Origin of the sequence: Massilia sp. BKSP1R2A-1 (genome assembly GCF_050586525.1) — a bacterium.
GTDB lineage: Bacteria > Pseudomonadota > Gammaproteobacteria > Burkholderiales > Burkholderiaceae_D > Telluria.
The window spans coordinates 76413-95634 of record NZ_JBOBRE010000013.1 but is presented as its reverse complement, the minus strand read 5'-3'; the positions used below and the strand labels follow the sequence as shown (position 1 = coordinate 95634).

Annotated in this window: 16 protein-coding genes; 12 read left to right on the top strand and 4 right to left on the bottom strand. The window is 65.9% G+C overall.

The window, feature by feature from the left end:
- The first annotated feature begins 60 nt into the window (after positions 1-60).
- From rnhB to ACQ7JA_RS19015, 3 genes are all read left to right on the top strand, one after another.
- Entirely contained in the window at positions 61-705 is a 645-nt protein-coding gene (rnhB, locus tag ACQ7JA_RS19025) for a ribonuclease HII (RefSeq protein WP_430900581.1), read from the top strand.
- On the top strand, positions 702-1496 hold the full coding sequence (locus tag ACQ7JA_RS19020; RefSeq protein WP_430900579.1) for a TrmH family RNA methyltransferase: 795 nt from the start codon (positions 702-704) through the stop codon (positions 1494-1496). Before rnhB ends, ACQ7JA_RS19020 begins: the two co-directional genes overlap by 4 nt.
- A gap of 61 nt (positions 1497-1557) precedes the next feature.
- On the top strand, positions 1558-2754 hold the full coding sequence (locus ACQ7JA_RS19015) for an EAL domain-containing response regulator (RefSeq protein WP_430900577.1): 1197 nt from the start codon (positions 1558-1560) through the stop codon (positions 2752-2754).
- 456 nt (positions 2755-3210) lie between these two features.
- Here ACQ7JA_RS19015 and ppsR read toward each other — a convergent pair whose 3' ends face one another.
- Entirely contained in the window at positions 3211-4071 is an 861-nt protein-coding gene (ppsR, locus tag ACQ7JA_RS19010) for a posphoenolpyruvate synthetase regulatory kinase/phosphorylase PpsR (protein WP_430900575.1), read from the bottom strand.
- Positions 4072-4264: 193 nt separating this feature from the next.
- Here ppsR and ppsA point away from each other — a divergent pair, with 193 nt between their 5' ends.
- From ppsA to ACQ7JA_RS18990, 4 genes are all read left to right on the top strand, one after another.
- Complete coding sequence (ppsA, locus tag ACQ7JA_RS19005) at positions 4265-6697, top strand: phosphoenolpyruvate synthase (RefSeq protein WP_430900573.1); 2433 nt, start codon at positions 4265-4267, stop codon at positions 6695-6697.
- 277 nt (positions 6698-6974) lie between these two features.
- The gene (locus ACQ7JA_RS19000; RefSeq protein WP_430900571.1) at positions 6975-7397 is read left to right on the top strand and encodes an NfeD family protein; all 423 of its coding nucleotides are present in this window, start codon (positions 6975-6977) and stop codon (positions 7395-7397) included.
- A gap of 39 nt (positions 7398-7436) precedes the next feature.
- Positions 7437-8357: an SPFH domain-containing protein gene (locus tag ACQ7JA_RS18995; protein WP_430900569.1), complete on the top strand. Its 921-nt coding sequence runs from the start codon at positions 7437-7439 to the stop codon at positions 8355-8357.
- On the top strand, positions 8354-9163 hold the full coding sequence (locus ACQ7JA_RS18990; protein WP_430900567.1) for an SDR family oxidoreductase: 810 nt from the start codon (positions 8354-8356) through the stop codon (positions 9161-9163). The genes ACQ7JA_RS18995 and ACQ7JA_RS18990 overlap by 4 nt, the downstream gene beginning before the upstream one ends.
- Before the next feature lie 28 nt (positions 9164-9191).
- Here ACQ7JA_RS18990 and ACQ7JA_RS18985 read toward each other — a convergent pair whose 3' ends face one another.
- The gene (locus tag ACQ7JA_RS18985) at positions 9192-11330 is read right to left on the bottom strand and encodes a TonB-dependent receptor (RefSeq protein ID WP_430900565.1); all 2139 of its coding nucleotides are present in this window, start codon (positions 11328-11330) and stop codon (positions 9192-9194) included.
- A gap of 109 nt (positions 11331-11439) precedes the next feature.
- Here ACQ7JA_RS18985 and ACQ7JA_RS18980 point away from each other — a divergent pair, with 109 nt between their 5' ends.
- The 3 genes from ACQ7JA_RS18980 to ACQ7JA_RS18970 all read left to right on the top strand — a co-directional run bounded on the left by ACQ7JA_RS18980 (position 11440) and on the right by ACQ7JA_RS18970 (position 14324).
- Entirely contained in the window at positions 11440-12615 is a 1176-nt protein-coding gene (locus ACQ7JA_RS18980; RefSeq protein ID WP_430900563.1) for a PepSY-associated TM helix domain-containing protein, read from the top strand.
- A complete protein-coding gene (locus ACQ7JA_RS18975) occupies positions 12612-12794 on the top strand; it encodes a hypothetical protein (RefSeq protein ID WP_430900561.1) in 183 nt (60 codons plus the stop codon). The genes ACQ7JA_RS18980 and ACQ7JA_RS18975 overlap by 4 nt, the downstream gene beginning before the upstream one ends.
- A gap of 75 nt (positions 12795-12869) precedes the next feature.
- The gene (locus ACQ7JA_RS18970; protein WP_430900559.1) at positions 12870-14324 is read left to right on the top strand and encodes a Ppx/GppA phosphatase family protein; all 1455 of its coding nucleotides are present in this window, start codon (positions 12870-12872) and stop codon (positions 14322-14324) included.
- Positions 14325-14470: 146 nt separating this feature from the next.
- Here the strand turns inward: ACQ7JA_RS18970 and ACQ7JA_RS18965 are convergent, their stop codons facing one another.
- Both ACQ7JA_RS18965 and ppk1 read right to left on the bottom strand, forming a co-directional pair.
- Positions 14471-14962: a SixA phosphatase family protein gene (locus ACQ7JA_RS18965; protein ID WP_430900557.1), complete on the bottom strand. Its 492-nt coding sequence runs from the start codon at positions 14960-14962 to the stop codon at positions 14471-14473.
- The gene (gene ppk1 / locus ACQ7JA_RS18960) at positions 14928-17084 is read right to left on the bottom strand and encodes a polyphosphate kinase 1 (RefSeq protein ID WP_430900555.1); all 2157 of its coding nucleotides are present in this window, start codon (positions 17082-17084) and stop codon (positions 14928-14930) included. The genes ACQ7JA_RS18965 and ppk1 overlap by 35 nt, the downstream gene beginning before the upstream one ends.
- A gap of 143 nt (positions 17085-17227) precedes the next feature.
- Between ppk1 and lepB the strand changes: the two genes are divergently transcribed.
- Together lepB and ACQ7JA_RS18950 are read left to right on the top strand one after the other, a co-directional pair.
- Positions 17228-17893: a signal peptidase I gene (gene lepB, locus ACQ7JA_RS18955; protein ID WP_430900553.1), complete on the top strand. Its 666-nt coding sequence runs from the start codon at positions 17228-17230 to the stop codon at positions 17891-17893.
- Between the two features lie 145 nt (positions 17894-18038).
- The gene (locus tag ACQ7JA_RS18950) at positions 18039-19220 is read left to right on the top strand and encodes a multidrug effflux MFS transporter (protein ID WP_430900551.1); all 1182 of its coding nucleotides are present in this window, start codon (positions 18039-18041) and stop codon (positions 19218-19220) included.
- Positions 19221-19222: the final 2 nt, after the last annotated feature.

The window sequence follows — 19222 nt, the reverse complement described above, 5'->3', positions numbered from 1 at the left end:
ACAAGCGGAAACAAGCGGAAACAAGCGGAAACAAGCGGAAACAAGCGGAAACAAGCGGAAATGAGCAAGAAGAAGTTCAATTTTTACCCCGGCCTGCCGCCCCGGCTGCGGCCCTTCACCGACCTCGACATCGTCTGCGGCGTGGACGAGGCGGGCCGTGGTCCGCTGGCGGGTCCGGTGTTCGCCGCCGCCGTCATCCTCGACCCGAAGAAGCCGATCGAAGGCCTGCGCGACTCGAAGAAGCTGACCGAAGCACGCCGCGACGAGCTGGCGCCCCAAATCAAGGAACACGCGCTGGCCTGGGCCATCGCCGAGTGCACCTGCGAAGAGATCGACACCCTGAACATCCTGCACGCGACCATGCTGGCGATGCGCCGCGCGGTGGAAGCGCTCTCGCTGCTGCCGACCATCGCCCTGATCGACGGCAACCGCTGCCCGCCCATGGAGGTCAAGGCCCACGCAGTGGTCGAGGGCGACGACAAGGTGCACGCCATCTCGGCCGCCTCGATCCTGGCCAAGACCGCGCGCGACGCCGCGCTGGTCCAGCTGCACGCCCAGTATCCGCAATACTGCTTCGACCAGCACAAGGGCTACTCGACCGCGCTGCACCTGGAACGCCTGCGCCTGCACGGCCCGTCGCCGGTGCACCGCCGCTCGTTCGGGCCGGTGCGGGATCTGCTGCAGACCGACCTGTTCGCGGCATGAAGAGTATTACCTCGCGCGACAACGCGTTCTATAAAGAGCTGAAAGCGCTCGCCACCAGTTCGCAGGCGCGCCGCAAGGCCGGCCAGAGCCTGCTGGACGGCGTGCACCTGTGCCAGTCCTGGCTGGATCTGCGCGGCGCACCGCTGCACTGTGTGGTGTCGGACGGCGCACTGGGCAATCCGGAGGTGGCCACCATCGTGGCCGAGTGCGAAGGCCGGCACGCGCAGGTGACGGCGCTGCCGGACGCGCTGTTCGGCGCCATCAGCCAGGTCGAGAACGGCGTGAACATCGTCTTCGTCGTCGAGTCGCCCAAGCCGTCCAAACCTGCGGGACTGATCGAGTCGGCCGTCCTGCTCGACGGCGTGCAGGATCCCGGCAACGTCGGCTCGATCCTGCGCAGCGCGGCGGCGAGCGGCATCAAGCAGGTCTACTGCAGTCCTGGCACGGCGTTCTGCTGGTCGCCCAAGGTGCTGCGCGCCGCGATGGGCGCCCATTTCGTCCTCGACATCTTCGAGAACGTCGAGCTGGGGCCCCTGGTGCGTGAGGCGAAGGTGCCGGTACTGGCCACCAGTGGCTACGCCAGCGAGCAGCTCTATACCTTGGACCTGCGCGCCCCGGTCGCCTGGGTGCTGGGCCACGAAGGGCAGGGCATCTCGCGCGAACTGCTGGAGCTGGCGACGCACCGGGTCGCGGTCCCGCATGCGGGCAAGGTGGAATCCCTGAACGTGGCCGCCTGCGCCGCGGTGTGCTTTTTCGAACAGCTGCGCCAGCAGCAGAGATCAGGCAACTAAGTGCGGGATAGACGCCAGGCCGGGCTCAAGGTAATCTAGGGCCTGGCAGAGTGGAGTAGAGATGGACATCGCGCATTTGCATTTCCTGGTGGCGGAAGCCGACGCGGCCCAGCGCAGAGCGCTGGTGGAGCTGCTCGGCCAGTTGGGCGCCAGCCGGGTCACCGACGTACCCGACGGGCACCTGGCCCTGCAGCGCCTGGAAGCGGGCATCGGCCCCAGGGTCGACGTCGCGATCGTCGACCTCGCGCTGCCCGGCATGGACGGCCTGGAACTGCTGCGCAACCTGGGCGGCTTGCCGAGCGGCCCGCGCCTGATCGTCACCGGCGCCCAGCCGGCCAACCTGCTGTTCTCGGTCGAGACCCTGGCGCTGGCATTCGGCGTCGACCTGCTGGGCACCATTGCCAAGCCGGTCACCGCCATCAAGCTCAAGCCCCTGCTGGACAACTACACCCCGGCGGTGCGGCTCGAGGACCGCCCCGCGGCTCCGCGTTTCAGCTTCCAGGACATCGGCATCGGCCTGCAGAAGCGCCAGTTCGAACCCTTCTTCCAGCCCAAGATCGAGCTTGCCACCGGCCAGGTGAAAGGCCTGGAAGCCTTCGCCCGCTGGCGCCATCCGGAACACGGCGTGCTCGGCCCCGCGTCCTTCATCGACGCGCTCGAACAGAACAACCGGGTCGATTTCCTCGACTGGAGCATGATCGAACTGTCGGCCGAGCGCTGCCGCTGGCTCCAGGACCAGGGCATTCCCGTTCCGATCTCGCTGAACCTGGCGCCCGAAACCCTGGCGCACCCGGCTTTCGTCCGCCAGATCACCGCCTGCATCGGGCGCCACGGCATCATGCCGGAATACCTGACCTTCGAGATGCCGGAATCCTCGGTCCTGAACACGGATCCGAACTTCATCGAACGCCTGGTCCGCCTGCGCATGATGGGCTTCGGCCTGGCCATCGACGACTACGGTACCGGCCGCTCGAACCTGCAGCTGCTGGCGCGGATTCCCTTCACCGAACTCAAGATCGACCGCAGCTTCGTCGACGGCGCCTCCAAGCGCCGCCCGCTCGGCACGGTCCTGCGCTCCTGCCTCGGCCTGGCCCACAGCTTAGAGCGCATGTCGGTGGCAGTCGGCGTGGAAACCCGCCAGGACTGGGACTTCCTGCAAAACCTCGGCTGCACCTACGCCCAGGGCTACCACATCGCCAACCCCATGGAGGCCGCCGCCTTCCCCGGCTGGCTCGAAGACTGGCGCCACTTCTTCTAGCCCGAACCGCGGGGGAACCGCGGGGTCAGAGTCAAATTGTTGAGCAATTCCCCAGAATTGCCCGCAATTCGACTCCGACCCTCATTGCTACAAGCATTTTGCCCAAAAAATGAAATAGGGTCAGAGTCAAATTGTTGGGCAATTACTTGGAATTGCTCGATAATTCGACTCTGACCCTCATTCGTTTGCCAGCAATTCTTGCTGCTCGCAATCGAAAACTTTGCCGGATCAATTGTCCGAGTGAATGAATTGCTGGGCTAACTGGTATTCGCTTATTTCAGGCGCCAAACCGTCGAGGGTCAGGGTCGATTTATTGGAAAACTCGAAAAGTTATCAAAGAATTCGACTCTGACCCCAATTGTTGGGAAATAGCTCGAGAAGAACACGAATGAGGGTCAGAGTCGAAATACGGGAAATTTTCAAAAGTTTCCCAACAATTCAACTCTGACCCCGCGGTTAATATTCGCGGCGGTCCGGCTTGATTTCTTGCAGGATGGTGGTGGCGATTTCTTCGATGGACTTGGTCGTCGACGAGAGCCAGCGGATGCCTTCGCGCTTCATCATCGCTTCCGCCTCGTTCACCTCATAGCGGCAATTCTCGATCGACGCATACTTGCTGCCGGCGCGGCGTTCGTTCCGGATCTGGGACAGGCGCTCGGGCGTGATGGTCAGGCCAAACAGCTTGGATTTGAAGGGCGGCAGCGAAGAGGGCAGCTTGCCGCGTTCGAAGTCGTCGGGAATCAGGGGGTAGTTGGCGGCCTTCAGGCCGTACTGCATCGCCAGGTAGAGGCTGGTCGGGGTCTTGCCCGAGCGCGACACGCCGACCAGGATCACGTCGGCCTCGGCCAGGTTCTTGTGCGACTGCCCGTCGTCGTGCGCCAGCGAGAAGTTGATCGCCTCGATGCGGTTCTTGTACTCCTCGGTATCCACCGCATTGTGGATGCGTCCGATGGTGTGCGTCGACTTGATGTCCAGTTCCTGCTCGAGCGGCGCCACGAAGGTCTGGAACAGGTCCATGTGCATGCCGTTGGCCGCCCGGATCACGCTCGACAGGTCGTGCTTGACCAGGGTCGAGAACACGATCGGCCGCTGGCCGTCGCGCGCGAAGCTGTCGTTGATGCGCCGGGCCGCGTCGTGCGCCTTGTCGATCGAGTCGATGAAAGGCAGGCGGATCTGGCGGAAGCGCATCTCGAACTGGCTCAGCACCGCATGGCCGAAGGTCTCCGCGGTGATGCCGGTGCCGTCGGAGACGAAGAAGACGGTGCGCGCGCTGGGCGTCAAACCGGGGGCTGGTGGGACGGTTGCTTCGATGGTCATGGTGTCGTCTTGCTAAGTCGTCGTGACAAAGTTGCAGCATTGTGCGGTGTGCATCGCCCGCGCACGGGTTAAAATGCTCGGCAACGGGTCTGCATTGTGCTGCACGACGGCCAGAATAACAAGAACACTCCGTCGCCCAGCTCATGATCAACTACGGCCAAAAGGTTTCTATCTCAAGTAAGGGTGTATCACCATGACTAACCTGTCTGTAGCGGCATTGAAGGAGCCTGACCAGGCGACACGTACCTACGTGGCGTCGTTCGAAAACCTGCGCATGAGCGACGTCGAATCCGTCGGCGGCAAGAACGCTTCGCTCGGCGAGATGATCTCGCAGCTGGCCACCGCCGGCGTACGCGTCCCAACCGGTTTCGCCACCACGGCCGACGCCTTCCGCGACTTCCTCGAGCACAGCGTTGGCGGCCCATCGCTGGCCCAGCGCATCGCCACGCGCCTGGAAAACCTGGACATCGACGATGTCCGTTCGCTGGCTGCCGCCGGCGCCGAGATCCGCCAGTGGATCGTGGACACGCCCTTCCAGCCGCGCCTGGAAGCCGAGATCCGCGACTTCTACGAGCGCCTCGTGGCCGACTCCAGTACCGAAGTCTCCTTTGCCGTGCGCTCCTCGGCCACCGCCGAAGACCTGCCCGACGCATCCTTCGCAGGCCAGCAGGAAACCTTCCTGAACGTGGTCGGCATCGACAACGTGCTGGAAGCGATGAAGCACGTCTTCGCCTCGCTCTACAACGACCGCGCGATCTCCTACCGCGTGCACAAAGGCTTCACCCACGCCGAGGTTGCGCTGTCGGCCGGCGTGCAGCGCATGGTGCGATCGGACACCGGCGCGGCGGGTGTGATGTTCACCATCGATACCGAATCGGGCTTCAAGGACGTGGTGTTCATCACCTCGAGCTACGGCCTGGGCGAGACCGTGGTGCAGGGCGCCGTGAACCCGGACGAGTTCTACGTCCACAAGCCGATGCTCGCGCAGGGCAAGTCGCCGGTCATCCGCCGCAACATCGGCTCCAAACTCATCAAGATGGAGTTCACCAGCGAAGCCAAGGCCGGCCGTTCGGTGAAGACCGTCGACGTGCCGATCGAGCTGCGCAACCGCTATTCGCTCACCGACGCCGAAGTCGTCGAACTGGCCAAGTACGCCGTCATCATCGAGAACCACTACGGCCGTCCGATGGACATCGAGTGGGGCAAGGATGGCCGCGACGGCAAGCTCTACATCCTGCAGGCGCGTCCTGAAACCGTGAAGTCGCAGCAGAAGGCCACCGACTCGCAGCAGCGCTTCAGCCTCAAGGGTTCGGGCACGGTGCTCACCTCGGGCCGCGCCATCGGCCAGAAGATCGGCGCCGGCCCCGTGCGCGTGATCCACGACCCGAGCGAGATGGAGCGCGTGCAGCCGGGCGACGTGCTGGTCGCCGACATGACCGACCCGAACTGGGAGCCGGTCATGAAGCGCGCCTCGGCCATCGTCACCAACCGCGGCGGGCGTACCTGCCACGCGGCGATCATCGCCCGTGAACTGGGCGTGCCGGCGGTGGTCGGCTGCGGCGACGCGACCGAGACCCTGAAGGACGGCACGTTCGTCACCGTCTCCTGCGCCGAAGGCGACGAAGGCAAGATCTACGACGGCCTGCTGGAAACCGAGATCACCGAAGTCTCGCGCGGCGAACTGCCGCCGATCCCGACCAAGATCATGCTCAACGTCGGCAACCCGCAGCTGGCCTTCGACTTCCAGTCGGTGCCGAACGGCGGCGTCGGCCTGGCGCGTCTCGAGTTCATCATCAACAACAACATCGGCGTGCACCCGAAGGCCATCCTCGAGTACCCGAACATCGATGCGGACCTCAAGAAGGCGGTCGAATCGGTCGCCCGCGGCCATGCGTCGCCGCGCGCCTTCTACGTCGACAAGCTGGCCGAAGGCGTCGCCACCATTGCCGCGGCCTTCTGGCCGAAGCCCGTCATCGTGCGCCTGTCCGACTTCAAGTCGAACGAGTACAAGAAGCTGATCGGCGGCTCGCGCTACGAGCCGGACGAAGAAAACCCGATGCTGGGCTTCCGCGGCGCCGCCCGCTACCTGGCCGAGGACTTCGCCGAGGCCTTCGAGATGGAATGCATGGCCATGAAGCGCGTGCGCGAAGAGATGGGTCTCACCAACGTCGAGATCATGATTCCGTTCGTGCGTACCCTGGGCCAGGCCGAGAAGGTCATCGGCCTGCTGGCCAAGTATGGCCTCAAGCGCGGCGAGAACGGCCTGCGCGTCATCATGATGTGCGAGGTACCGTCCAACGCCATCCTGGCCGAGCAGTTCCTGGAGTACTTCGACGGCTTCTCGATCGGCTCGAACGACCTGACCCAGCTGACCCTGGGCCTGGACCGCGACTCCGGCATGGAGCTGCTGGCCAAGGACTTCGACGAGCGCGACCCGGCCGTGAAAGCCATGCTCTCGCTGGCGATCAAGGCCTGCCGCGCCCAGGGCAAGTACATCGGCATCTGCGGCCAGGGGCCGTCGGACAATCCGGACTTCGCCGAGTGGCTGGTGGGTGAGGGCATCGAGTCGATGTCGCTCAATCCCGATTCGGTGATCGATACCTGGAACAGGCTGGCAGCGAAGTAATGCAGGGTGGGCGGGGTACTTCAGGTCAGTGGCCTGAAGTACGAACGCCCACGCGTTCAAGCAGACGCCGAGCCGCTTCAACAGCAATGCTATGCGCCACCAATAATCCAGGGCCGGAACCCTTCCATTCCTACCTACACCTGCTACACTGACATAGACAACTCTCTGCCAGAAAGCACACAATAATCGAGCGCACCGACACCATGGAACCCTCGCCGCCTCTTGCAGGCCGCGGGGGTTTTTTACTTTCTCAAACCTTACGAAAGGAGACAAACCGATGACCGATTTGATGAGCTGGCTGGTAGCGGCCGGCATCCTCGTGATCGCCGAACTGTTCACCGGCACCTTCTATCTCCTGATGATCGCGATCGGCCTGCTGGCCGGCGCGCTCGCCGCCTGGCTCGGTCTGAGCGGGCCGCTGCAGACCTTCGCCGCGGCCGCCGTGGGCCTGGTGGCCACCGCCATCCTGCACCGCAGCCGCTTCGGCCGCCCGGCGCGCCGGGACGCCACGCGCGACAGCAACGTCAACCTCGACATCGGCCAGCGCGTGCTGGTCGATGCCTGGAACGATGGCCGCGCGCGCGTCATGTACCGCGGCGCCCTCTGGGACGTCGAGCTCGGCCCCGGAGCGCTGCCGGAAGCGGGCAACTTCCGCATCGTCGAAGTACTCGGCAACCGCCTCATCGTCGCCAATTCATAAGATCAACGAATAGTTGACTAACATTTATAAGGGATGCTCATGGAATTCACCTTCGGTACCGTCGCCCTGGTTTTCTTCATCATCGCGCTGGTCTTCATTTTCAAGACGATCAACGTCGTGCCCCAGCAGCACGCCTGGGTCGTCGAACGCCTCGGCAAGTTCCACGCCGTGCTGGCCCCGGGCCTGAACATCGTCGTGCCCTTCGTCGACCGCATCGCCTACAAGCACAGCCTGAAGGAGATCCCGCTGGACGTGCCGCCCCAGGTCTGCATCACCAAGGACAACACCCAGCTGCAGGTCGACGGCATCCTCTACTTCCAGGTGACCGACGCCATGCGTGCTTCCTACGGTTCCTCGAACTACATCCAGGCCATCACCCAGCTGGCCCAGACCACGCTGCGTTCGGTGATCGGCAAGATGGAGCTCGATAAAACCTTCGAAGAGCGCGACCACATCAACACCACCATCGTCAACGCCATCGACGAATCGGCCGCCAACTGGGGCGTGAAGGTGCTGCGCTACGAGATCAAGGACCTGACGCCCCCCAGCGAGATCCTGCATGCGATGCAGCGCCAGATCACGGCCGAGCGCGAGAAGCGCGCCCTGATCGCTGCCTCGGAAGGCCGCCGCCAGGAACAGATCAACATCGCCAGCGGCGAACGCGAAGCCGCGACCCTGCGCTCGGAAGGCGAGCGCCAGGCCGCCATCAACCGCGCCCAGGGCGAAGCCAGCGCCATTGTCGCGCTGGCCGATGCGAGCGCCGCCGCGCTGCGCCAGGTGGGCGCGGCGATTCGCGAGCCGGGCGGCATGGACGCCGTCAACCTGCGCGTGGCCGAACACTACGTCGACGCCTTCGAAAAGCTGGCCAAGACCAACAACTCGCTGATCGTCCCGGCAAATATGGGCGACATGAGCAGCGTGATCGCCAGCGCCATGCAGATCGTGAAGGCGCAAAAATGAGCCGTGTCGTCGTCATCACCGGCGCCTCGGATGGCATCGGCGCCGAGATGGCGCGCCAGCTGGCTTCAAAAGAGGGCGCCGGCATCGCCCTGGTGCTGGCCGCACGCAACGCGGCGCAGCTCGAAGCAGTGGCCGGCGAGTGCGCTGCCCTTGGCGCGCAGACGCTCGCCGTTCCGACCGACGTCGGCATCCAGATCCAGTGCCGGCGCCTGGTCGTGAGCGCAATCGAGGGCTTCGGCCGCATCGACGTCCTGGTCAACAATGCCGGCCGCTCGGCGCATGCGCTGTTCGAGGAGGTCGAGGACCTGTCCTGGTACGAGGAACTGATGCGGGTGAACCTGTGGGGCAGCGTCTGGTGCACCCAGGCCGCGCTGCCGGCCCTGAAGGCCTCAAAGGGCAAGATCGTCGCCGTGTCCTCGCTGGCCGGCCTGGTCGGCGTGCCTGGCCGCACCGCCTACAGCGCCAGCAAGTTCGCGATGACGGGCTTCTTCGAAGCCCTGCGTGCCGAAATGAAGGGCTATGGCGTCAGCGTCACCACCGCCTACCCGGGCGTGGTGGCCACGCAGATCCGCTACCGCGGTTTCAATGCACAGGGGGAGACGATGGGATCGAGCGCCCTGAAGGAAGAGGGCGCCATGAGCGTGGAAGAGTGCGCGCGCCTGATCGTCGCCGGGATGGACGGGCGCAAGCGCGAGGTGGTGATGACGGCCAAGGGCAAGGTGGGGCGCTTCCTGAAACTGCTGGCGCCAGGGCTGGTCGAGAAGATGGCCCTGGCGGCGCTGAAGCAGGACGTGCGCCCGCATTAAGCTCCCGCCTGCGCGGGAGCGCGCTGCATCAGAAGTCGACGGTCGCCGAGACCACGACGCTGCGCGGGTTGCCCTGCACCAGATAGCCGTAGCCCGGATAGCCGCCGCTTGATGCCCAGTAGCGCCTGTCGGTGACGTTGTCGATGCGTGCGCGCAGCGTCACGTCGCGGTCCATGAAGCGCAGCAGGTAGTTCGCGCCGATGTCCAGGCGGGTCCACGATGGCAGCTGCTGGGTATTCGCGTCGTTGGCGTATTGCTTGCTGGTGTACAGCACGCGCGCGTTCAGCGCCAGGCCCTGCACGCCAGGGACATCCCAGTCGGCGCCCAGGTTCAGCTGGGTCTTCGGCACGCCGATCACGTCCTTGCCGCTGCTTTCCTGTTCGGCGTCCAGCAGGGTCAGGCCGCCCAGCAGGCGCAGGCCCTGCATCGGCATGCCGAACACGTTCATCTCCACGCCGCGGTTGCGCTGGGCGCCGTAGATGCCGAAGCGGTTGTCGACCACCGCGCCGCTCGGGCGCGAGGTGGTGAACAGGGCCGCGCTCATGCCCAGCTTGCCGCTGTCGACCTTGACGCCCACTTCCTTCTGGCGCGAGACGTAGGGTGCGAAGACTTCGCCCTGGTTGACGATGTTGACGCCCGAAGCGACCGGACCTTTCTGCAGTGCTTCCGCATAGTTGGCGTACACGGACACGCCCTTGGCGGGCTTGTAGACGATGCCGGCCACCGGCGTCAGTTCGCCTTCTTCATAGGCGGCGTTCGGTGCGCCGGTGCCGTAGTCGTAGCCGTAGTCCTTGAGCTTCTGGTAGCGCGCGCCCACCGTGACCAGCACGCGCTCGTCGAGGAAGCCGAGGGTGTCGGCGATCGCCAGGCTCGAGGCGATGGTTTTCTGGGTCAGCAGCGGATCGTTCATCTTGCCGCCAGTGAAGAAGCTGCTGGACGGCGCCGGAGCGTCGACCGGACGATACAGGTTCGACGGGAAGCCGGCGAAGTCGCTCATCGCATAGGCATTCTTCGACTCGGCGTGGAAGGTCGATGCCGAGGCGCTCAGCTTGTGCGAGACCGCGCCGGTTTTCAGTTCAGTGCGCACACCGGCTTCGCCGGTGCGCACGTCGTCTTCGCGCACGTTGTCGAAGCGGGTCATGGTGGTGGCGCCGTTCACGGCCGTGACGGTCGGCGAGGAGATGATGTTGGATTCAATACCCTTGCGCATGCCCAGCGCCGCCCAGGCGGTGGCGCCGCCCGGCAGGTCGGCTTCCGCGCGCAGCGTGCCGAAGGTGTCGCGTTCGCCTGAGAAGGTCCAGGGCTGGGCATAGTTGCTGTCGCTGTCGGGCGCAGCCGGGATCGGCAGCGCGTCATTCACGGTGACGCTCGGGCGGGCGCCGCGCAGCTGGTGGTCCTGGTGGCCGAGGTCGGCCGACAGGCGGTAGCCGCGGCCGCGGTAGTCCATGCCGACCGCGTACACGCTCAGCTCGCGGCTTTCGCGGTCCACTGCGGTGTCGCCGTCGCGGCGCACGGCGTTCACGCGCACGCCGAGGCGGTTCTCTTCACCGAAGCGGCGCGAGACGTCCGTGGCGAGGTAGCCCTGGCCGCCCGTTTCCACGCCGGCTGTCACCTGCGTGAGCGGCTTGTTGGCCGCACGCTTCGGGAGCAGGTTGATCGAGCCGCCGATGCCGCCGCTGCCCGGGGGGGCGCCGGTGACGAAGCTGTTCGCGCCGCGCAGCACCTCGACGCGTTCCAGCAGCTCCGAGGCCACGAACTGGCGCGGCAGCAGGCCGTACAGGCCGTTGTAGGCCATGTCGTCCGAATAGACCGGGAAGCCGCGGATCATGTACAGCTCTTGGTAGTTGCCGAAGCCGCGCGCCGAGCGCACCGCCGGGTCGTTCGCGACCACGTCGCCGACGCTGCGCGCCTGCTGGTCCTGGATGATGCCGAGGGTGTAGTTGGTAGTGTTGAAGGGCGTGTCCATGATGTCCACATTGCCCAGCAGGCCGAGGCGGCCGCCGCGGGCGACCTGGCCGCCGGCGTAGGCGGAGGGCAGGCCCTGGGCCGAGGCGTCGGCCGAGGCGCTGACGACGACGGTGGCGACGGGCTCGGTGGGCGTTTCCTGGGCTGAAGCGGCGAAGGTGGCAATGGCGAGGGCGATCGGGGAGAGGCGAAGCAGTTTCATCAGAGTACGGTGGGTTCTTATTGAGAATGATTGTCATTTTACCGGTTTCGGCTTGCCTCTGTAAATGAGAACCATTATTATTCCCCTGTTCAAGCAATCTCGTCGCCTCATGTCCCCCTCGAAACTCCGGCGCTGGAGCTGGATCCACAAGTGGAGCAGCCTGGTCTGCACCGTCTTCATGCTGCTGCTGTGCCTGACCGGCCTGCCGCTGATCTACCACCATGAAATCGGCCACCTGCTCGGCACCGACGTCGAGGCCCCGAGCCTGCCGGCCGAGATGGGCGCGCATCCCCCGCGCGGCAACATCGACGCCGTGCTGGCCTCGGCCCAGGCCCTGTATCCGTCCAAGATCCCGATGTACATCTCGATGGAAATCGACGAGCCGGCGATCTGGAACGTGACCCTGGGCGACCATCCGAACGACGAGCACTACAAGCCGATCGCCGTCGATTCCCGCACCACCAAGGTCATCACCGAGCCGGCCTTCGAGGGCGGCGTCTTCATGTCGACCATGCTGCGCCTGCACGTGGACATGTTCGCCGGCCTGCCGGGCATGCTGTTCCTCGGCTTCATGGGGCTGCTGCTGCTCGTGGCCGTGGTCAGCGGGGCCGTGCTCTATGCCCCCTTCATGCGCAAGCTCGACTTCGGCGCCGTGCGCCACGAGCGCAGCCGCGTCATCAAGTGGCTCGACCTGCACAACCTGCTCGGCATCGTCACCCTGGTCTGGGTCTTCGTGGTCGGAGCGACCGGCATGATCAACACCTGGGCCGACCTGCTGCTCAAGTACTGGCAGAACAACGAGCTCGCCGTCATGCTCAAGCCCTACGAGGGCCAGCCGCAGGTCACCAGGATGTCGTCGCTGCACGATGCCATCGTGCGCGCCGAAGCCGCCGAACCGGGCATGCGGGTCGGCTTCGTGGCCTTCCCCGGCACCCCGTTCTCCAGCCCGCACCACTACGGCGTCTTCATGCGCGGCGAGGAAGCCTTCAGCTCGCGCCTGTACAAGCCCGTGCTGATCGACGCCGCCACCGGCAAGATCACCGACCAGCGCGAGCTGCCCTGGTACCTGACCGCGCTGCTGCTGTCGCAGCCGCTGCACTTCGGCGACTACGGCGGCCAGCCCATGAAGCTCCTGTGGGCGCTGCTCGACATCGGCACCATCATCATCCTGGGCAGCGGCCTGTATCTCTGGCTCAAGCGCAACCGCGCTCCGAAGCCCGTCAAGCAAGGGCAGGGCACGGCGCACGAGACGCCGGCGCTGGCCGCATCCAACAAGGCATCATGATCCGCACACGTTCCCAAATCTGGGGCGCCCCCATCCTGCTGGGCGTGCTCACCACCATCGGCCTCATCGCCGCCCTGCTGGGCGACGGCGTCTGGGATCTCGTCTCCGCCCTGACACTCGGCGCTCCGGTGCTGGTGGGCGCCTGGTACGGCCTGCGCCGCCCGCAAGCGAAGCGATAAGGTGCGCGCGCCCCTGCAAAAGGGCGTCCCGACCTTGTATACTGCTCCCGACGACACCACCAGACGAGAGCGCATATGTTCGCAGCAGTGGACCTCGGGTCCAACAGCTTCCGGCTTCACATCGGCGAGCCGGCGGGCGGCCGCATGCACATCGTGCGCACCGCGCGCGATCCGATCCGCCTCGCGGCAGGCCTCGACAAGGACAATCTGCTGAGCGACGCCGCCATGCGCACGGCCGTGCGCACGCTGCAGGACTTCCGCGCCATCCTCGACGAATACACGCTCGACGCCGTGCGCGTGGTGGCCACCAACACCCTGCGCGTGGCGCGCAATGCCGACCAGCTGCTGCCTCAGCTGGAGGCGGCGATCGGCCATCCCATCGAAGTCATCTCGGGCGAGGAAGAGGGCCGGCTGATCTACATGGGCGTGGCGCGCGCCATCGACAAGCCGGACGAGCGCCGCATCGTGGTCGACATCGGCGGCGGCTCCACCGAGGTCATCGCCGCCATCGGGCCGGAAATCACCCTGGTCGAATCCTTCGGCATCGGCACCCATCCGCAAACCGCCGCCTACTTCGCCGACGGCCGCATCACGGCGGGCCGCTTCGACGCCGCCGTCACCGAGGCGCGCGCCCGCTTCGAGGACGCCGCGGACCTGTACAAGGCCCAGGGCTGGGACGCGGCCTATGGCTCGTCCGGCACCATGCGCGCCATCGCGGAAGTGATCGCGAAGAACAGCATCGGCGACGGCAGCATGTCGCAGGCCAGCCTGCATGCGCTGCGCGACATCCTGCTCGAACTCGGCCACGTCGACGCGTTCAGCATGCCGGGCATCAAGAAGGAGCGGGTGCCTGTGATGGTGGGGGGGCTGACGGTCCTGATCGGCGTGATGCAGGAACTCGGCATCGAGCGCCTCACCGCCATCAATGCCGGCCTGCGCCTGGGCGTGCTGTCCGACCTCGAACTGCGCGCGAACAGCCGCGACCGGCGCGACGCCGCGATCCGCGCCTGCATGCGCCGCTTCGGCGTGGACGGCCAGCGCGCCATGCGCACGGCCGGCATCGCCTCCAAAGTCTACGAGCAGCTGGAACCGCTCGACTCCCGCCGCCCCTACCTGTGCTGGAGTGCGATGCTGCACGAAGTCGGCCTGGCGATTTCGATGACGGGTGCGCACAAGCACGGCGCCTACATCGTCGAAAACGCCGATCTGGCCGGGTTCACCACGCGCGAGCAGCGCCTGATGGGCACCCTGTTGCTGGGCCAGAAGGGCAATCTGCGCAAGATTCGCGACGCCCTGTTCGACCTGGATCTCGCCAAGGCCGTGCTGGCGCTGCGCATGGCGGTGGTGTTCATGCATGCCCGCGCGGATGAGGACCTGGCGGGATTGAAGGCGCGCATGAAGGCGACGCGGATCGAGCTCGATCTGCCGGCCCAGTTGCTGGGCAAGCACCCGACCTTATGGCCGTGGCTGATGAAGGAAGAAGAAGCCTGGAGCGAGATCGGGATCGCGTTCCAGGCCCGCGAAGTGTGAGCGCCTTTCGCTAGGGTGGCGGTCTCCGCCCACGCGTTCAACGCCACGGTGAGCTGAGGCGTCTCGTCCGCTTTCGCATTGCCTGAACGCGTGGGCGAAGGATCGCCCACCCTACGTTGGGTGGCAGTCCAGCCGCCGGTGGCAGCCTAGCGCAGCTGGCCGACGAAGTCCGGCCCGACGACCAGCTTCACATAGGGCGCATTGCCCTCGTCCTTGTCGCTGCCGGCCTTCTGGCTGATCCAGAACACCCCCGCCTTGCGGATGCGCCAATCCATCTTGCTGCCGGCGAGCACCAGCGACGCCACTTCGCCCAGCAGGGGCTGGTGGCCCACGATGAGCACCGGTTGGCGGTGGTCCGGCCAGCCGCAGGCATCGAGGATGGCTTCCGCCGACGAATACGGCGCCAGCGCTTCCACCAGCTTGTAGTTGCGGCCCAGTGCCTCGACCGTCTGCACGCAGCGCCTGGCGGGGCTGCTCAGTACCCGCACGTCGTCCGGCAGCTGGCGGTGCAGCCAGGCGCCGACGCGGGCGGCGTGGCGCTTGCCCTTGGGAGTGAGCGCGCGTTTCAGGTCGCCTGTCTCGTCGCCTTCCGCGACGTGGGGCTCAGCCTCGGCGTGGCGCCACAGGATCAGGTCCATGCTCGTTCTCCTTGTTCGAGTGGACGCCCGCGCCGAGCGTCTCCATCAGGGTTTGTTGGGCGCTGAAGGCTTTCTGGCTGCCGCGCGTCTTCTTGCGGCGGTAACGTCCGTCGCTGCCCAGTTCCCAGGCATTGACGTTGTCCTTCAGGTAGGGATGCAGGCCTTCGCGCAGCACGCGGCGCTTGAGTGCCGGCGAGCGGATCGGGAAGGCGACTTCGACGCGGCGGAACAGGTTGCGGTTCATCCAGTCCGCGCTCGACAGGTAGATGTCGTGCTTCAGGCCGTTGCGGAAGTAATAGATCCGCGAGTGCTCGAGGAAGCGCCCGACGATCGAGCGCACCTTGATGTTCTCGGACAGGCCGGCCACCCCGGGGCGCAGCGAGCAGGCGCCGCGCACGATCAGGTCGATGCGCACGCCGGCCTGCGAAGCCTCGTACAGCGCCTTGATGACCGAATCGTCGGTGAGCGAATTCATCTTCGCGATGATGCGCGCCGGGCGGCCCGCCTTCGCGATCGCGGCCTCTTCGCGGATCGCCCGCACGACTTCCTTCTGCAGCGAGAAGGGCGCCAGCCACAGGCTGGTAATGGCCTTCGGGCGGGTCAGGCTGGTGAGGTGGATGAAGACCTCGTTGACGTCCGCCGTGATCTCGTCGTCGCAGGTGAGCAGGCCGAAGTCGGTATAGAACTTGGCGGTGGTCGAATTGTAGTTGCCGGTGCCGAGGTGGGCGTAGCGGCGCAAGCCGTTCTCTTCGCGGCGCAGCACGAGCGCGAGCTTGGCATGGGTCTTCAGGCCCACCACGCCGTACACCACCTGGGCGCCGGCCTGCTCGAGGCGCTCGGCCCAGTTGATGTTGGCTTCCTCGTCGAAGCGCGCCATCAGTTCGACGATGACGGTGACTTCCTTGCCGCGCCGCGCGGCGGCGATCAGCGCTTCCATCAGGTCGGAATTCATGCCGGCGCGGTAGATGGTCTGCTTGATCGCGGCCACGCAGGGGTCGCTCGCGGCCTGCATGATGAAGTCGATCACCGGCTGGAAGGACTCGAAGGGGTGGTGCAGCAGCGCGTCCTGGCGGCGCAGGGTGGCGAAGATGTCCGGGCCGCCGAGCTTGGGCGGGAAACCCGGCGTGAAGGGCGCGAACTTCAGCTCCGACTTGTCCGGGGTATTGGCGATTTCCAGCATGCGGCCCAGGTTGACGGGACCGTCCACGGCGAACAGGCGCGAGCGGTCGATCTGGAACTGGTCGAGCAGGAAGTTCGACAGGTGCGGCGGACAGGCATGGCCCACTTCGAGGCGCACCGCGAAGCCGTAGTTGCGGCTATGGAGTTCGCTCTGCAGGGCCTGGCGCAGGTTCTTGACCTCGTCCTCGTCCACCCACAGGTCGCTGTTGCGGGTGACGCGGAACTGCGAGTAGGACACCACTTCGCGGCCGGTGAAGAGGTCGGCCATGTGGGCCTGGATGACGGAGGAGAGCAGGCAGTAGGACTCGCCCTTCTTGTCCGACAGTTCGCTGGGCAGCCGGATCACGCGCGGCAGCACGCGCGGCGCCTTCATGATGGCGATCCCCGTGCCGCGCCCGAAGGCGTCCTTGCCCGCCAGCTCGACGATGAAGTTCAGGCTCTTGTTGACCACGCGCGGGAAGGGGTGGGCCGGATCGAGCCCGATCGGCGTCAGGAGCGGGCGCACTTCCTTGTCGAAGAAGGCCTTGACCCAGGCGCGCTGGGCCGCATTGCGTTCGCTCCGGCGCAGCATGTGGATGCCGTTCTGGGACAGAAGCGGGAGGATCTCCTGGTTGAACAGCTTGTACTGGCGGTCGATCAGGTGGCGGCACTCGGTGCTGGCGCGGGCCAATGTCTGGTGCAGGGCGTGCGGGATGCCGTTGTGGCCGGCCTCCATCTGGTGCTGGGCCAGCAGGCTCGCCACGCGCACCTCGAAGAACTCGTCCAGGTTGCCCGACACGATGGTCAGGAAGCGCAGGCGCTCGAGCAGGGGAATGGACGGGTCCTCGGCCTGGGCCAGCACCCGCCGGTTGAATTCGAGCAGCGACAACTCCCGGTTCAGGAAAGCGCCTCCGTCGGGAACGGGCCTGGCCTCGATCTCCAAAGCCTTTTGTTTCATATCCATGGGTCTGAGTCGTAGTGGCGGCGCAGGCAGTGTAGTTGGAGAATATGACAACGTTGTTACACGCCACCCGTGATTAACATTTAAGCATTGCTAAAGGATGGCCGCGTATAACGTTCTCATCATAACAAGAGGAGGGTTGTGCGATGAAAGCGTTCCTGCGTGCCAATAAAGGTTTCCTGGCGTTCCTGCTGCTGTTCGGCGTGTTCCGCACTGCCGTGGCGGACTGGAACCCGATTCCATCGAGCTCGATGCGGCCCAACCTGCTGGAAGGCGACGTGGTCTTCGTGAACCGCCTGGCCTACAACGTCAAGCTGCCGCTTACCGACGTGGTGCTGGCGCGCACCGGCGAGCCGCAACGCGGCGACGTCGTTACCTTCACCTCGCCCGCGGACGGCACCCGCCTGATCAAGCGCGTGCTGGCGCTGCCGGGTGACCGGGTCGAGATGCGCAACGAGCGCCTGGTCATCAATGGTGTCCTGTCCGACTACACGCCGCAGGAGACCGCGACCGAGATCGCGCCGGAAGGCGAGCTCGAAGCCGTGCGCTTCGTCGAGGTGGTCGACGGCCGCCAGCACCGCATCCAGCTGATGCCGCAGCGCGACGTGCCGCGCAACTTCGGCCCCGTGACCGTGCCGGCGGATGCCTACCTGATGCTGGGCGACAGCCGCGATAACAGCGCGGACTCGCGCTACATCGGCTTCGTGCCGCGCCACCTCCTGATCGGACGCGCCGAGCGCATCCTGGTCTCGGCCGACTACCAGGGCAACTGGATGCCGCGCTTCGACCGCTTCGGCAGCTCGCTGCGTTGAGCTCTGCCGTTTGAAGGGGTGCTCGGGAAGGTCCGCATGAAATCCAGTACAATCCCGTCCCCCGGGATCCTGCTGTTTGCAGTGCCGGTTACGATTTTTCGACACCGCGCCCTCGCGGTGTCGTGTGACTATCCAAGGCACTGCCATGCAACGACTTCTCACGACCATCCTCGCCTGCCTCGGCATGACCGGGGCCCTCGCCATCGACGCCTACCTGCCGTCCATGCCGGCCATCGGGGTCGAGTTCGGGGTGGGGCCGGTGGCGGTGCAGCAGACCCTCAGCATCTTCCTGTTCACCTTCGCGCTCATGATGCTGTTCTACGGGACGCTGTCGGATTCCTTCGGCCGCCGCCCCGTGATCCTGGGCGCCCTGGCGCTCTACACGCTGTCCTCGCTGGGCGCGGCCTGGGCGCCGACGCTCGGCTGGCTGCTGGTGTTCCGCGCGCTGCAGGGCCTGTCGGCGGGCGCCGGCTCGGTGATCGGCCAGGCCATCGTGCAGGACCGCTTCAGCGGCGCGGAGGCGCAGAAGATCATGTCGCACATCATCATGGTGTTCGGCCTGGCGCCCGCCATCGCGCCGGTGCTGGGCGGCTGGCTGCACGTGACCTTCGGCTGGCGCGCGACCTTCCTCTTCCTTGCCCTGTTCGGCGTCGCCATGATGCTGCTGGTGACGCGCATGCTGCCGGAGAGCCTGCCGGTAGAAAAACGGCAGGTCTTCCACCCGGTGACGATCGCCCGCAACTACCTGATGGTGCTGAAGAATCCGCAGTTCGTGATGCTCGCGCTCTCGCTCGGGCTGGTGTTCGGCGGCCTGTCGCTCTACATCGGTTCGGCCGCCAACTTCGTCATGGAGATCCTGGGCCTGCCGGAGACGGCCTTCGCCTGGATGTTCATCCCGCTGATCGGCGGCATGGTGCTGGGATCCGGCTGGGGCGGCAAGCGCGCGGCGAAAGCGCCGCCGGGGCGCCTGCTGTGGATCGGCTACGCCGTCATGGCCGCGGGCTCGGTGCTGAACGTCGGCTACAACCTGCTGTTCCCGGCCACGATTCCCTGGGCGGTGCTGCCGCTGGCGGTGTTCACGTTCGGCCTCGCGGTGGCCATGCCGGGCATCCAGCTCGCGGCCATGGGCCTGTTCCCGAACAACCGCGGCCTGGCGGCGTCGATGGTCGGCTTCATCCAGATGATGTCCTTCGCCCTGGTCTCGGGCCTGGTGGCGCCGCTGCTGTTCGGCAGCGCATTGAAGCTGGCCAGCGGTGCGGCCATCGGCGTGCTGCTGAGCTTCCTGATGTGGCGCCTTTCCCGGCGCTTCGCGGCGCCCGGCGCGTAGGC

Coding starts and splice junctions, on each gene's coding strand:
- rnhB (WP_430900581.1), top strand. CDS start 61: ATGAGCAAGAAGAAGTTCAATTTTTACCCCGGCCTGCCGCCCCGGCTG.
- ACQ7JA_RS19020 (WP_430900579.1), top strand. CDS start 702: ATGAAGAGTATTACCTCGCGCGACAACGCGTTCTATAAAGAGCTGAAA.
- ACQ7JA_RS19015 (WP_430900577.1), top strand. CDS start 1,558: ATGGACATCGCGCATTTGCATTTCCTGGTGGCGGAAGCCGACGCGGCC.
- ppsR (WP_430900575.1), bottom strand. CDS start 4,071: ATGACCATCGAAGCAACCGTCCCACCAGCCCCCGGTTTGACGCCCAGC.
- ppsA (WP_430900573.1), top strand. CDS start 4,265: ATGACTAACCTGTCTGTAGCGGCATTGAAGGAGCCTGACCAGGCGACA.
- ACQ7JA_RS19000 (WP_430900571.1), top strand. CDS start 6,975: ATGACCGATTTGATGAGCTGGCTGGTAGCGGCCGGCATCCTCGTGATC.
- ACQ7JA_RS18995 (WP_430900569.1), top strand. CDS start 7,437: ATGGAATTCACCTTCGGTACCGTCGCCCTGGTTTTCTTCATCATCGCG.
- ACQ7JA_RS18990 (WP_430900567.1), top strand. CDS start 8,354: ATGAGCCGTGTCGTCGTCATCACCGGCGCCTCGGATGGCATCGGCGCC.
- ACQ7JA_RS18985 (WP_430900565.1), bottom strand. CDS start 11,330: ATGAAACTGCTTCGCCTCTCCCCGATCGCCCTCGCCATTGCCACCTTC.
- ACQ7JA_RS18980 (WP_430900563.1), top strand. CDS start 11,440: ATGTCCCCCTCGAAACTCCGGCGCTGGAGCTGGATCCACAAGTGGAGC.
- ACQ7JA_RS18975 (WP_430900561.1), top strand. CDS start 12,612: ATGATCCGCACACGTTCCCAAATCTGGGGCGCCCCCATCCTGCTGGGC.
- ACQ7JA_RS18970 (WP_430900559.1), top strand. CDS start 12,870: ATGTTCGCAGCAGTGGACCTCGGGTCCAACAGCTTCCGGCTTCACATC.
- ACQ7JA_RS18965 (WP_430900557.1), bottom strand. CDS start 14,962: ATGGACCTGATCCTGTGGCGCCACGCCGAGGCTGAGCCCCACGTCGCG.
- ppk1 (WP_430900555.1), bottom strand. CDS start 17,084: ATGGATATGAAACAAAAGGCTTTGGAGATCGAGGCCAGGCCCGTTCCC.
- lepB (WP_430900553.1), top strand. CDS start 17,228: ATGAAAGCGTTCCTGCGTGCCAATAAAGGTTTCCTGGCGTTCCTGCTG.
- ACQ7JA_RS18950 (WP_430900551.1), top strand. CDS start 18,039: ATGCAACGACTTCTCACGACCATCCTCGCCTGCCTCGGCATGACCGGG.